This is a genomic window from Micromonospora sp. CPCC 205546 (genome assembly GCF_036902715.1).
Lineage (GTDB): Bacteria > Actinomycetota > Actinomycetes > Mycobacteriales > Micromonosporaceae > Micromonospora.
Genome location: NZ_JBAKHL010000046.1, coordinates 1 through 12,604 on the forward strand (window position 1 = coordinate 1; position 12,604 = coordinate 12,604).

Annotated in this window: 14 protein-coding genes and 1 pseudogene; 9 read left to right on the forward strand and 6 right to left on the reverse strand. The window is 74.8% G+C overall.

All coding sequences use genetic code 11. The annotated features are described in order from the left end of the window. The 4 genes and pseudogenes from V6U77_RS20670 to V6U77_RS20685 all read left to right on the forward strand — a co-directional run. Positions 1-186, forward strand: a pseudogene (locus V6U77_RS20670) (hypothetical protein); the annotation flags it as partial. Continuing rightward, a complete protein-coding gene (locus V6U77_RS20675; protein ID WP_334608036.1) occupies positions 183-680 on the forward strand; it encodes an SRPBCC family protein in 498 nt (165 codons plus the stop codon). The pseudogene V6U77_RS20670 and the gene V6U77_RS20675, both read left to right, overlap by 4 nt. 192 nt (positions 681-872) lie before the next feature. Then, complete coding sequence (locus V6U77_RS20680) at positions 873-1,454, forward strand: DNA-3-methyladenine glycosylase I (protein ID WP_334608039.1); 582 nt, start codon at positions 873-875, stop codon at positions 1,452-1,454. A 13-nt stretch (positions 1,455-1,467) separates the two neighbouring features. Next, the gene (locus V6U77_RS20685; RefSeq protein WP_334608041.1) at positions 1,468-2,091 is read left to right on the forward strand and encodes a hypothetical protein; all 624 of its coding nucleotides are present in this window, start codon (positions 1,468-1,470) and stop codon (positions 2,089-2,091) included. Between the two features lie 19 nt (positions 2,092-2,110). Here V6U77_RS20685 and V6U77_RS20690 read toward each other — a convergent pair whose 3' ends face one another. Further along, positions 2,111-2,902 (reverse strand): enoyl-CoA hydratase/isomerase family protein, encoded by a 792-nt coding sequence (locus V6U77_RS20690; RefSeq protein ID WP_334608043.1) that lies wholly within the window; start codon positions 2,900-2,902, stop codon positions 2,111-2,113. 2 nt (positions 2,903-2,904) lie between these two features. Then, positions 2,905-3,723, reverse strand: a complete 819-nt coding sequence (locus V6U77_RS20695; protein ID WP_334608044.1) for a PaaX family transcriptional regulator — start codon at positions 3,721-3,723, stop codon at positions 2,905-2,907. Between the two features lie 190 nt (positions 3,724-3,913). On the opposite strand from V6U77_RS20695, the gene V6U77_RS20700 reads away from it, so the two are divergent. Continuing rightward, positions 3,914-4,081 (forward strand): DUF3117 domain-containing protein, encoded by a 168-nt coding sequence (locus V6U77_RS20700; protein ID WP_007455245.1) that lies wholly within the window; start codon positions 3,914-3,916, stop codon positions 4,079-4,081. A 129-nt stretch (positions 4,082-4,210) separates the two neighbouring features. Continuing rightward, positions 4,211-5,677, forward strand: a complete 1,467-nt coding sequence (locus tag V6U77_RS20705) for a leucyl aminopeptidase family protein (protein ID WP_334608046.1) — start codon at positions 4,211-4,213, stop codon at positions 5,675-5,677. A gap of 49 nt (positions 5,678-5,726) precedes the next feature. Here the strand turns inward: V6U77_RS20705 and V6U77_RS20710 are convergent, their stop codons facing one another. Continuing rightward, the gene (locus tag V6U77_RS20710; RefSeq protein ID WP_334608048.1) at positions 5,727-6,314 is read right to left on the reverse strand and encodes an O-methyltransferase; all 588 of its coding nucleotides are present in this window, start codon (positions 6,312-6,314) and stop codon (positions 5,727-5,729) included. 278 nt (positions 6,315-6,592) lie between these two features. Here V6U77_RS20710 and V6U77_RS20715 point away from each other — a divergent pair, with 278 nt between their 5' ends. Beyond that, positions 6,593-7,936, forward strand: coding sequence for a S1C family serine protease (locus V6U77_RS20715; protein ID WP_334608049.1), 1,344 nt, complete (start codon positions 6,593-6,595; stop codon positions 7,934-7,936). Positions 7,937-8,009: 73 nt separating this feature from the next. After that, positions 8,010-8,432 (forward strand): preprotein translocase subunit TatB, encoded by a 423-nt coding sequence (locus V6U77_RS20720; RefSeq protein ID WP_334608051.1) that lies wholly within the window; start codon positions 8,010-8,012, stop codon positions 8,430-8,432. Between the two features lie 105 nt (positions 8,433-8,537). Here V6U77_RS20720 and V6U77_RS20725 read toward each other — a convergent pair whose 3' ends face one another. The 3 genes from V6U77_RS20725 to V6U77_RS20735 all read right to left on the reverse strand — a co-directional run bounded on the left by V6U77_RS20725 (position 8,538) and on the right by V6U77_RS20735 (position 11,687). Beyond that, entirely contained in the window at positions 8,538-9,683 is a 1,146-nt protein-coding gene (locus V6U77_RS20725) for an Mrp/NBP35 family ATP-binding protein (RefSeq protein WP_334608052.1), read from the reverse strand. Positions 9,684-9,778: 95 nt separating this feature from the next. Next, complete coding sequence (locus V6U77_RS20730; protein ID WP_334608053.1) at positions 9,779-10,408, reverse strand: DUF1003 domain-containing protein; 630 nt, start codon at positions 10,406-10,408, stop codon at positions 9,779-9,781. Then, positions 10,401-11,687, reverse strand: coding sequence for a magnesium transporter MgtE N-terminal domain-containing protein (locus V6U77_RS20735; RefSeq protein ID WP_334608054.1), 1,287 nt, complete (start codon positions 11,685-11,687; stop codon positions 10,401-10,403). Before V6U77_RS20735 ends, V6U77_RS20730 begins: the two co-directional genes overlap by 8 nt. A 33-nt stretch (positions 11,688-11,720) precedes the next feature. Here V6U77_RS20735 and V6U77_RS20740 point away from each other — a divergent pair, with 33 nt between their 5' ends. Next, positions 11,721-12,590 (forward strand): PhzF family phenazine biosynthesis protein, encoded by an 870-nt coding sequence (locus V6U77_RS20740; RefSeq protein ID WP_334608055.1) that lies wholly within the window; start codon positions 11,721-11,723, stop codon positions 12,588-12,590. Positions 12,591-12,604: the final 14 nt, after the last annotated feature.

The window sequence follows — 12,604 nt, forward strand, 5'->3', positions numbered from 1 at the left end:
CCCGCCGGGGCGGCGGCGCAGGGCACGGCGTCGACCGGCCGGCCGGGAGCCGCCGACGGCGGGGGCGCAGGGCGGCCCGGAGCCGACGGCGCCGCGGAGGACACCGGCGCGGGCGACGACGGCACGACGCGGCCGGCGGGCGACACGACCGGTCCCGGCCCGGTGGTCGGGTCGGAGTCGAAGTGACCGGGCCGGAATCCGGCGACGACCTGCGTGACGTGGCGCAGCCGGGCGCCGGTGAGGTCACGGCCACGGTGATCGTCGACGCGCCGGCGGAGCGGGTCTTCGCGGCGCTGACGGCCTGGGAGCGGCAGTCGGACTGGATCCCCTTCACCACCGTGCGGGTGGTCGAGGGCGACGGCGGCGAGGGCAGCCTGGTCGAGGCCGTCACCGCGTTCGGGCCCGCCGTGCTGCGCGACGAGATGCGGGTGGTCCGGGTGGACGCGCCCTACGAGGTGGGCGTCGTGCACTGCGGGAAGCTGCTGCGCGGCCCCGGCGTGCTGCGCTGCACGCCGCTTGAGCGCGACCGCACCCAGGTCGTCTGGCACGAGTGGTTCCACCTGCCGGGCGGCCCGGCGGGCCGGGTGGCCTGGCCGGTGCTCTGGCCCGGGTCGAAGTTCAGCCTGACCCAGGCGCTGAAGAAGTTCGGCCGGCTGGTGGAGCAGGGCCGGCTGCCCTGACGGTGGGCGGGCCGGTGCGCGTGCCCTCGTCGAGCGACTTCCCCTGATCGACTCGACGTCGCCGACATCGGGGTGTCGGCCCGCCCGGGGCCCCCGATGTCGCCGACCCCGGGCGGTACGGACCCGTCGGCCGAGGCGCGACGCGGGGCCGCAGGGCGTGGGCCGGTCGGGGCGGTGCCCTAGCGTGGGCGCGTGACTGACTTGGTGATCGGCGCCGACGGGCTGCCGCGCTGCGGCTGGGGGAACAGCACCCCCGACTACGCCGCCTACCACGACACCGAATGGGGCCGCCCCCTGCGCGGCGACGACGCGCTCTACGAGCGGCTCACGCTGGAGGCGTTCCAGTCGGGGCTGTCCTGGCTGACCATCCTCCGCAAGCGTCCCGCGTTCCGGCTGGCCTTCGACGAGTTCCGCATCGAGGCCGTGGCCGGCTACGGCGACGCCGACGTCGCCCGGCTGCTCGTCGACGCCGGCATCGTCCGCAACCGGGCCAAGATCGAGGCGGCGATCGCGAACGCCCGGGCGGCGCTGGAGCTTCCGGAGGGGCTCTCCGCGCTGCTCTGGTCCTTCGCCCCGCCGCCCCGGCCGGCCCGACCCACGTCGTTCGCGCAGGTGCCGGCGCTGACCGCCGAGTCCACGGCGATGGCCAAGGCGCTCAAGAAGCGGGGCTTCCGCTTCGTCGGTCCGACCACGGCCTACGCGCTGATGCAGGCCACCGGGATGGTCGACGACCACCTTGCGGGCTGCCACGTCGTGGCGGCGCGCGCGGCGTGATGGGATGGAGGCCATGACGACCGACACCGCGCACCGGGTGGACGGGGCCCGCCCCGCCGACGGCACGGGCGCCTGGGCGGTGCTGCTGCCCACGGGGCGCTACGAGGCCGAGCGGCTCGTCCACCACGACACGCTCGAGCTGACCGGCCTGGCCGAGGCCGCCGGACCCAGCCCCGGCGACCTGGTGGCCGTGCTCGTCGACGCGCCGCCCCGGCTGGTGGCGCTGGGCCGGGTCGCCGCGGCCAGCGGCCAGGAGCGGGAGGACCCGGACGACCCCCAGTCCGAGCGGGTCGAGGCGCCGCTGGTGGTGGCGTACACCCGGCGGGCCTTCGACGAGCCGGTGCCGGCCGACGCGCTGGCGCTCGACGGGCCGGTGACCGCGCTGGACCCGTCGGCCTTCCGGGAGTTGGCCGACCGGCTCGGCCCACCACCGCGGCGGCGCCCCTGGCTGGTCAGCCTCGACCTGCCGATCGAGGCCGCGTCGCCCGCCGAGGCGGTCCGCCTGTTCTGGGCCTACGTGCAGGAGCTGGGCCCCCGCGAGCTGCCCGCCTTCGTCTCGCCCTCCGGCGACGAGTTGGCCATGCAGGCGTTCGTGCTCGGCGCCGAGGCCAACCAGGATCCGGAGGAGGACGACTGACCCCCGCGCCCGGTGGGCGTCAGCGGCCCTCGTAGACCGGCTTCTGCTTGTTGACGAACGCCAGGGTGGCGGCGCGGTGGTCGGCGGTGCCGCCGCAGATCGCCTGCGCCTGCGCCTCGGCGGCCAGGGCGTCGGCCAGCGTGCCGGCGTCGGCGATGGAGAGCTGTCGCTTGATCGCCCCGTACGCGACGGTCGGGCCGGCGGCCAGCCGGGCGGCCAGCTCCTGCGCGGTCGGCAGCACCTGCTCGTCGTCCTCCACCAGGCGGTTGAGCAGCCCGAGCTGGCAGGCGTCCGCCGCGCGTACCGGCTCGGCCAGCATCAGCAGCTCGACGGCCTTCGCGTGCCCGACGAGCCGGGGCAGCGTCCAGGAGGCGCCGGTGTCGGCGGCGAGCCCGACGTTGGCGAACGCCATCAGGAAGCTGGTCGACGGCCCGCCGATGCGGATGTCGGCGAGGAACGCCAGCGAGGCGCCCGCCCCGGCGGCCATGCCCCGCACGGCGGCGACCACCGGCTTGGGCAGGTTGGCCAGCCGGGCGGCGATGGGGTTGTAGTGGGCGCGGACGGTGTCCAGCGGGTTGCCGTCGGTGGACTCCAGGGTCTGCACGTGCTCGCGCAGGTCCTGACCGGCGCTGAACGACCGACCCGCGCCCGCGAGCACCACCGCCCGGCAGGACCGGTCGGTCTCCAACTCGGCCAGCGTGTCCCGCAGCGCCTCCTTGAGCGCCACGTCGAGCGCGTTCATCGCCGTGGGGCGGTTCAGCGTCAGGGTGACGACGGCGTCGGTCCGGTCGACGAGCAGCGGCTCGGTCACTTCTAACGACCCTTCTGTCGGGCGATGCGGTTGCCGGAGTCGAGGCACTGCTCGACGTACCGGTCGGCGGCCGGCCGCAGCCGGGCCGCGTGCCGGTCGAAGAAACTGGCCGCGGCGGTGCCGGGCCAGCGTTCGGGGAGCAACGCAGGGGGCAGCTGCGGGTCCCGGAACAGGAAGGTACGCCACGCGTGCACGAGCCGGAACCGGGCGGCGTACGCCTCCTCGTCGAGGCTGCGCACGGTGACCCCCGCCAGCAGGGGGCGCTGCTCGGCGACGAACTGCTCGTACGCCCTGCCAATCTCCGCGAGGTCCCAGGCGCGGCGCACCACGCCCATCGCGCCGGGGGTGCCGGCGGCGTGCGCGGCCGTGAACCGCTCGTAGCGCACGTCCGCCTCGTCGAGCAGCACGTCGACGTCCTCACCCGGCCGTGTCGCCACCCAGGTGCACTCGTCGAGGGCGCCGTAGCCGAGGAACGTCAGGTTGGCGGCGAGCCGCTGCCGGTCGCGCCGGGACAGGGGGGCCTCCAGCACCAGCAGGTCGAACCGCCCGTCCCAGGTGATCCGGCCGGTGCGGTAGATCCGCGCCGCCGCCTCGTCCAGTCGGCGGGCGGCTTTCGGTGTGATCGAATATCCCGGTCCGGAGGTCAGCCGGCACGGGTCGAGCCACCCCTGACGGACCATCCGGGAGACCGCCGTACGCACGGCGGGCGGGGCGATCCCGAGCGGCGCCAGCAGCCTGACCAGGGCGGCGACGGGTGCCCGGCCGCCCCTCGCCCGGAGGTGGTCGCCGTACAGGTCGAAGAGCGCCGACCGTGCCTGCATGACCGCACATTGTGACAGGCCTTCTCAGGATAAGCTAGATGCTGTTACATCAATGCTGCTTCGGTTTGGGTCCGGCGGTGTTCATCAGGGAAAATCGTTGGTCGACACCCCCGCGTAGGTTGCGGGTGGTCAAGACGAAGTGGCTGTGGGGCAACCCACCGACCCTGGTGTAGGTCTGAGGGGAGACAACATGGCGGCGATGAAGCCGCGGACGGGCGACGGTCCGCTGGAAGTCACCAAGGAGGGCCGGGGCATCGTCATGCGCGTCCCGCTGGAGGGCGGTGGCCGGCTCGTCGTCGAGATGACTCCCGACGAGGCCAACGCGCTCGGTGACGCACTGAAGGCAGCCGCCGGCTGACCGAGGAACGGCCCGCGCGCCCGCGCGGGCCTTTCGTCAACCCCTGAGCCACCGGCCACGCCGGTGGCTCAGGGTCTTCATTCCCCGCGGAGCCCCGCTCCGCGAGCTTCCCTGGAGGTACGGCTCCGCGTGCTCGCCATCCGTCTGCTCGCCGAGCCGGACCGGCTCGACACCCTCGTCCTGCCCGTGCGGCCCGGTGCGGCCGACGACGAGCCGGCCCGACCGGCCCCGACTGCGGCGGCGCTGCCCGACGGGCTGGCCGAGGAGGCCGCCGCCCTGGTGCCGGCGGCACGACTGACCGGGCGCCCGGGCGAGGTCCAGGCACAGCTACGCCCCGGGCGCGACCCCGGCCGGCTGCTGCTGCTCGGCGTCGGCGGGGGCGACGAGGCGGGCTGGCGGACGGCCGGCGCCGCTCTGGCCCGCGCCGCGAAGGATGAGACACGCGTCACGTTGGCCATGCCGGCGGGGGTCACCCCGGCGGCCGTACGCGGACTGGTCGAGGGGCTCCTGCTGGCCTCGTACCGGTTCCGGCTGACCGACGCCGGCACGGTCCCGGCCCTGGCGGAGGTCGACGTCGTGGTGACCGACCCGGACGCGTACGCCGCGACCGTGCGGACGGCCCGGACGACGGCCCGGATGACGCGCTTCGCCCGCGACCTCACCAACACCCCCTCGTCGGTCAAGAACCCCGAGTGGTTCGCCGACCAGGTCGCCGCCCTCGCCGCCGACGTGCCGGACCTGCACCTGCGCGTACGCGGCCCGGACGAGCTGGCGGCCGAGGGCTTCGGCGGGATCCTCGCCGTGGGGCGCGGCTCCGCCAGCGGCCCGCGCCTGGTCGAGCTGGACTGGCGGCCGGCCGACGCGCGTACCCACGTGGTGCTCGTCGGCAAGGGGATCACGTTCGACACCGGCGGCATCTCGATCAAGCCGGTGGCGGCGATGAAGCTGATGCGCAAGGACATGGCCGGGGCGGCGGCCGTGGTCGCGGCGACCCTCGGCGCGGCGGCCCTGCGCCTGCCGGTCCGGGTCACCACGCTCACGCCGCTGGCGGAGAACATGCTCAGCGGCTCGGCGTTCCGCCCCGGCGACGTCATCCGCCACTACGGCGGCACCACCAGCGAGACCACCAACTCCGACGCCGAGGGCCGGCTCGTGCTGGCCGACGCGCTCGCGTACGCCGTGGCCGAACTCCGGCCCGACCTGCTGGTCGACCTCGCCACGCTCACCGGGGCGAACGCGGTCGCGCTGGGCAAGCGCACCGGCGCGCTCTACAGCGACAACGACACCCTCGCCACGGACGTGCTGGCCGCGGTCGCCGCCGCGGGCGAGGCCGCCTGGCGGATGCCGCTGCCCACGGACTACGCCGAGCACCTCGGCAGCGATCTGGCCGACCTGCACAGTTCGCCCGACCGGGGCGCCGGCTCCGTGATGGCCGCCCTCTACCTGCGGGAGTTCACCGGCGGGCTGCGCGACCGGTGGCTGCACGTGGACATGTCCGCGCCGTCGTGGGCCGACGGCGACGACGCCGAGCTGACCCGGGGCGCGACCGGCTGGGGCGTACGCTCGCTGCTGCGCTGGCTGGGCTCGCTGGATTGACCGCCGGACGGCGCCCGCCCCCGGCGGGCGCCCGGTCAGCGGCGGCGGGTCAGCACTTGACGGCGGCGAGCAGGCCGTGGCCGACCGGCAGCAGCGCCGGGATCCAGTGCTCCGACTCCCGGATGGCCTTGATCGCCTCGCGGACGGTCACCGTCTCGACGTCGCGGGCGGCCGGGTCGCCGATCCGCCCGCCGGCCAGCGTGCCGTTGAGCGCGACCACGCCGCCCGGGCGCAGCAGCCGCAGCGCGGCGTCCACGCAGGCGGCGAACCCGGTCGCCTCGGCGTCCACGAAGACCAGGTCGTACGCGCCGTCGGCGAGCCGGGGCAGCACGTCCAGCGCCCGGCCGGTGATGATCCGGGTCCGGCCGGCGGCGAAGCCCGCCTCGGTGAAGATCCGCCGGGCGATGCGCTGGTGCTCGACCTCGACGTCGATGGTGGTGAGCACGCCGTCGGCGCGCATCCCGCGCAGCAGCCAGATCCCGCTGACTCCCGTGCCGGTGCCGATCTCCACCACCGCCCGGGCGCTGCCGGCGGCGGCGAGCAGCCGCAGCGCCGCGCCGGCGCCGGGAGTCACCGCCTCGAGGCCGACCTCGTGGGCGAGGCTGCGGGCGGTGCGCAGGACGAGATCCTCGGTCACGTACGACTCGGCGAAGTGCAGGGTCTGGGCCGTCGAAGTGCCGGAACCGGCGACCGTGGCGATGGGACACCTCCGGGCGGCATGCGTGGTGCGGGGCGGGTGGGCACTGTGAGCCTAGAGGCGACGTCGAACGGGCGCAGCCGCGCGTCCGCCACCCGACGATCACGCTCGGCAACCGGTGACTCCATCCGGCGTATCCGTGTAATCCTGGAAGCGGTGTTCCGGCGAGCGCGACCGGGCGACGTTGTCGCCGGGTCCGTGGAGCGCGGGAGCCGGGGATGGACTGGGAGGGCACCGACGTGACCGACGGCTGGGACTGGCGCCAGCCCGGGGGAACTCCGGCACCGGCGCGACCGCCGCTGCCCGGACGCCCGCCGGTGGGTTCGCCGCCGACGCCTCAGGGCGCCGGGGGCGGCACGAGCTCGCCCTGGTGGTCCGACGCGATGGCCGACCCGTGGCGCGACCCGTCCGCGCCGGCTGCCGTGGTGCTGCCGGCCGCGCCGAGCCCCGGCACCGAGCCGGAGCCGGTGAGTGACCCGGACGCCCCGGGCCGCCCGACGCTGCGGCAACTGCTGCTCATCCCGTTGATCACCGCACTGCTCGCCGGCAGCCTGGGCGGTGCCCTCGGCTACGCCTTCGCGGTGCGTGGAGGTGCCGCGGCCGGCACGGTGCTCGGCGCGGACCCGCAGGCGCCCGGTCTGGCCCAGCGCCGGCCCGAGTCGCTGGCCGGGGTCGCCGAGCGGGTGCTGCCCAGCGTGGTGACCGTCCGGGTGGCGGGTCTCGGCGGCACGAGCGAGGGCTCGGGCTTCATCGCCAGCGCCGACGGGCACGTGATCACCAACGACCACGTGGTGGCGGGGGCGACCGGCAAGGCGTCGGTGGTCTTCAACGACGGCAGTTCGGCCCCGGCCACCGTCGTCGGGCAGGACCCGGAGTCCGACATCGCCGTGATCAAGGTCTCCCGGACGGGCCTGCGCCCGGTCGAGTTCGGCGACTCCGACGCGCTGGCCGTGGGCGACCCGGTGCTGGCCATGGGCTCGCCGCTCTCGCTGGCCAACACGGTCACCGCCGGCATCATCAGCGCCCTGGACCGGACGATGCGGGCCGGCGAGCCCGGCGGCCCCACGCGCTACTACGCGGCGATCCAGACCGACGCGGCCGTCAACCACGGCAACTCGGGCGGCCCGCTGGTCGACGGGGCGGGCCGGGTGATCGGGGTCAACTCGACCATCAAGTCGCTGGTCTCGGACGGGCAGGAGGCGGGCAACATCGGCCTCGCCTTCGCGATCCCGATCAACCAGGCGAAGCGGATCACCCAGGACATCATCGGCACCGGCAAGGCCCGCCGCACGGTGATCGGCGCCCAGGTCGGCGGGTCCGGCGCGGGCGCCGGGGCAACCGGCGTACGCCTGGCGGCGGTGGAACCGTCCGGGCCGGCGGCCGGCGCGGGGCTGAAGGCCGGTGACGTGATCCTGAAGCTCGACGGGCGGCCGATGAACGAACCGACCGACCTGATCGCCCTGGTGCGGAAGTTCGCGCCCGGCGCGGTGGTGGCCGTGGAGTACCGCCGGGGATCCGACCGGCAGAACGCCTCCGTGACGTTGGCGGCGGACGCCAAGTAGGGGCCGGCCACCCCTCCCCGGGTGGTGACCGACGTGCGTAGTCTTGCTGCTGACGCCGAAGGAGGCCCGCGCAGTGTTCGAGAACCTGAACTGGTGGGAGATCGGGGCGCTGCTGCTCCTGGCGCTGCTGATCTTCGGTGACCGGCTGCCCGCGGTGATCAGCGACGGCCTGCGCATGGTGCGCAACCTGCGCACCATGGCCAGCAACGCCACGACCGACCTCAGTCGCGAGCTGGGCACCGACATCCAGTTGGAGGACCTGCACCCGAAGGCGTTCATCCGCAAGCACCTGCTCAGCGAGGAGGACGAGCAGGCGATCCGGAAGCCCCTGCAGGGCGTCTACGACAACCTGCGGGCGGACGTCACCGGCGTGCACGACGAGCTGAAGGACGTCGCCTCCGCCGCGGACCTGCGCGGGGGCGGCAGCCGCTCCGCCACCGGCACCGCCCCGACCCCCGCCCCCGCGCCCCGGGTCAGCTACGACGAAGCGACCTGACCCCGCCCGCCGTGCCGCGCCGGAGACGGCGACGGGGGCGGCGCTCCCGGGGGGAACGCCGCCCCCGTGCGGGTGGCGACGGTGCCGGCCGTGGCCGGCGTACGGTCAGCGGCCGGCCGGCTTGAGGCCCAGCGGCTTGCCGAGCAGCGACTCCCGCCGCACGGCGAGCCGGTCGGCGACCTGGCCCAGCGCCTTCGCGGCCGGCGACTCCGGCTCGGCCAGCACGATCGGGGTGCCCACGTCGCCGGCCTCGCGCACGCGGGTGTCGAGCGGCACCTGCCCGAGCAGCGGCACCTGCGCGCCGATGGTCTTCGTCAGCGACTCGGCCACCGCCTGGCCGCCGCCCGCGCCGAAGACCTCCATCCGGGAGCCGTCCGGCAGTTCCAGCCAGGACATGTTCTCGATGACGCCGACCACGCGCTGGTGGGTCTGCAGCGCGATCGCGCCGGCCCGCTCCGCCACCTCGGCGGCGGCGGCCTGCGGGGTCGTGACGATCAGGATCTCGGAGTTGGGCAGCAGCTGGGCCAGGGAGATGGCCACGTCGCCGGTGCCCGGGGGCAGGTCCAGCAGGAGCACGTCCAGCTCGCCCCAGTAGACGTCGGCGAGGAACTGCTGCAACGCCCGGTGCAGCATCGGGCCGCGCCACACCACGGCCGCGTTGCCGGCGGTGAACATGCCGATCGAGATGACCTTCACGCCGTGCGACTGCGGCGGCATGATCATGTCCTCGACGCGGGTCGGGCGCCCGTCCGCGCCGAGCATCCGGGGCACCGAGTGGCCGTAGATGTCCGCGTCGACCACGCCGACGGAGAGCCCGCGGGCGGCCAGCGCGGCGGCCAGGTTGACCGTCACGCTGGACTTGCCGACGCCGCCCTTGCCGCTGGCCACCGCGTACACGCGGGTGCGGGAGCCCGGCTGGGCGAACGGGATGACCGGCTCCTGGGCGCCGCCGCCGCGCAGCTTCGACTGGAGCTCCTGGCGCTGCTCGGTGCTCATCACGCCGAACTCGATCGTCACGCCGGTCACCCCGGGCACCGCGCCGACCGCGGCCGTGATGTCCGAGCGCAGCTTGTCCTTCAGGGGGCAGCCGGCGACGGTGAGCAGCAGCTCGACCCGTACCACGCCGTCGTCGCCGACCTCGGCGGAGCGGACCATGCCCAGCTCGGTGATGGGCCGGCGGATCTCCGGGTCGTTGACGGTGGCCAGCGCGGCCTGGATCGCGTCGGAGACGGTGCTGACGGGTGCTGACATGCCCGCAATGCTACGTCGGCGGCCGTGCCCGACCGCCGCCAGCGGGGACCGGTGTGAGCGAATCGATGGCGACGGCTGGGCCGCCTCGCCGGCGCTCAGTCCTCGGCCTCGCGGCCCCTCGGCTCCCGGCCCTCGGGCCGGCCGTCCCGGGCCCAGTCGCCGTCCAGGTCGTCGCGGGGCTCCTCCAGCCCGTCGCCGTGCTGCGGGATCCTGTCCTGCTGGCGCTGCTCCAGGCGCTGCCGGCGCCGGCCCGCCTCGTCCAGCTCCTCGGCCAGCCTGGCCAGCTCCGAACGGAGGAAGTCCCGGGTCGCCACCTCGCCCATCGCGTTGCGCAGCGCGGCGATCTCCCGGGTCAGGTATTCCGTGTCGGCCTTCTGCATGGTCGCCCGGCGGCGGTCCTCGTCCTGGGTGACCCGGTCCCGGTCGGCCTGCCGGTTCTGCGCCAGCAGGATCAGCGGGGCCGCGTAGCTGGCCTGCAGGGACAGCACCAGCGTCAGGAACGTGAAGGTGTACGGGTCGAAGCGCAGGTGCGCCGGGGCCAGGGTGTTCCAGCCGAACCACAGCGCGATCACGATCGTCATGTAGACGATGAAGTTCGCGGTGCCCATCCCCCGGGCGATCCCCTCGGACCACCGGCCGAACGCCTCCGGGTCGAACCGGGGCAGCTTGACGCCCCGGGGCTCGCGCGGCTGGTCGAGCCGTCGTGCCCGTCGCTGCTCAGCCATCCGCGCCGTCCAGCGCCGGCTCGGCGGCAAACGGGCGCCCGGCGGCGTCCCGGTCCCGCCAGTCGCGGGGCAGGAGGTGGTCCAGCACGTCGTCGACCGTGACCGCGCCGACCAGCCGGTTGCTGCGGTCGATCACCGGCATGGCGACCAGGTCGTACGTGGCCATCCGGCGGGTGATCTCCGGCAGCGGGGTGGTCGGCCGCAGCGGGTCGATGTCGTTGACGACGATGCCGCCGAGCAGGTCGGCGGGTGGCTCGCGCAGCAGCCGCTGGAAGTGCACCATGCCGAGGTAACGGCCGGTCGGCGTGGTCATCGGCGCCCGGGACACGAAGACCTGCGCGGCGATCGCGGGGGAGAGCTGCGGTTCCCGGATCCGCGCCAGGGCCTCGGCGACGGTGGCGTCCGGCGGCAGGATGACCGGCTCGGAGGTCATCACGCTGCCCGCCGTACCGGGCGTGTACTTGAGCAGCTGACGCACCGGATCGGCCTCGCCCGGCTGCATGAGGTCGAGCAGCACGTCCTGCTCGGGCGGCGGCAGCTCGCTGAGCAGGTCGGCGGCGTCGTCCGGGTCCATCTCCTCCAGCACGTCGGCGGCCCGCTCCCGGTCCAGCGCGGCCAGGATCTCCACCTGGTCGTGCTCCGGCAGCTCGCTGAGCACGTCGGCGAGGCGCTCGTCGTCGAGCGCGGCGGCGATCTCGTTGCGCCGGGTGTCGGGGAGGTCCTGCAGGGCGTTGGCGAGGTCGGCGGGGCGCATGTCCTCCAGCACCGAGAGCAGGTTGGCCGTGCCCCGGCTGTCGGCGATGCCGCTGAGCCCACGTACCCGCTCCCACTCGACCTGGTGCAGGTGACCGCGGCGGGTCAGCCGGCCGGTCTGCTCGCGTACGGCCACCCGGGCCAGCGACCACTCGCCACCGCGGCTGCACTCCATCGCCACGTCGACCACGGAGCCCGCCTGCCCGCCGGACTCGAGCTGCACCCGGCGGTCCAGCAGTTCCTGCAGCACGAGCAGCTCGTTGGGGCGCTTCTCGAAACGCCGCAGGTTGAGCGTGCCGCTGCCCAGCACGACGGCGTCGGCGTCGATGGAGGTGATGCGGTTGATGGAGAGGAAGATGCGCCGCCGCATCGGCATCTCGGCCACCAACCCGACCACCTCCGGCGGCCGTTGCGTCGGGCGCAGCCGGGCCACCGCGTCGCGGACCCGGCCCACCTGGTCGCCGTTGGGGTCGAAGACGGCGACCCCGGCGAGCCGGGCGATGTAGATCCGGGTCGGCGTGCTCACGGGCACCAGCCTAAGCGCCTAGTGTCTATCAACATGTCGACCTTGGCCTACGAGATCGTGGACGTCTTCACCGACCGCCCGTTCGCCGGCAACCCGCTGGCCGTGGTGTTCGGCGCCGAAGCACTGGCCACCGAGCAGATGCAGGCGCTCGCGTGTGAGTTCAACCTCTCCGAGACGGTGTTCGTGCTGCCGCCCACCCAGGTCGGCGCCACCTACCGCGCCCGCATCTTCACCCCTGCCGAGGAGCTGCCCTTCGCCGGGCACCCGAGCGTCGGCGCGGCGGTGACCGCGAGCCGCCGGGGCATGTTCGGTGTGGGGCAGGTCACCCAGGAGTGCGGGGCGGGCGTGCTGCCGATCGAGGTGGCCGAGACCGGGGCCACGCTCACCGGCGGCGTCCCCACCCTCGGTCCGGAGCTGGATCCGGATTCGCTGCTGGAGATGGCGGGCCTGACCGCGGACGACCATCTCGGCCCGGCACCCCGGGTGGCCGGCTGCGGGCTGGAGTTCCCGTACCTCCCGGTCCGTCCGGACGCGGTGGCCTGCGCCCGGGTCAACGCGGCGGCGGCACAGCGGTACGGAGTGGAGCACGTCAGCGTCTTCTCCTGGGACGCCGCCGCGCAAACCGCCCACGCCCGGGTGTTCGTTCCCGGGCTGGGCGTGCCGGAGGACCCGGCCACCGGCTCGGCCGCCCTTGGCCTCGGGGTGTGGCTGGTCGCCAGCGGCCTGCTGCCCGCCGACGGTCGCGCGGAGTACACCGTCCACCAGGGCGCCGAGATCAACCGCCCGTCCGTGCTGACCTGCACGGTGACCGCCGAGGACGGTCAGGCGGTGGGCGCCACGGTCGCCGGGCACGTCGTACCGGTGGCCCGGGGCGAGATCATGGTCCCCCCGTTCGTCGGCTGACCGGTCCGTGCCGC

Coding starts and splice junctions, on each gene's coding strand:
- V6U77_RS20725 (WP_334608052.1), bottom strand. CDS start 9,683: ATGTCAGCACCCGTCAGCACCGTCTCCGACGCGATCCAGGCCGCGCTG.
- V6U77_RS20740 (WP_334608055.1), top strand. CDS start 11,721: ATGTCGACCTTGGCCTACGAGATCGTGGACGTCTTCACCGACCGCCCG.
- V6U77_RS20700 (WP_007455245.1), top strand. CDS start 3,914: ATGGCGGCGATGAAGCCGCGGACGGGCGACGGTCCGCTGGAAGTCACC.
- V6U77_RS20685 (WP_334608041.1), top strand. CDS start 1,468: ATGACGACCGACACCGCGCACCGGGTGGACGGGGCCCGCCCCGCCGAC.
- V6U77_RS20715 (WP_334608049.1), top strand. CDS start 6,593: ATGGACTGGGAGGGCACCGACGTGACCGACGGCTGGGACTGGCGCCAG.
- V6U77_RS20730 (WP_334608053.1), bottom strand. CDS start 10,408: ATGGCTGAGCAGCGACGGGCACGACGGCTCGACCAGCCGCGCGAGCCC.
- V6U77_RS20695 (WP_334608044.1), bottom strand. CDS start 3,723: ATGCAGGCACGGTCGGCGCTCTTCGACCTGTACGGCGACCACCTCCGG.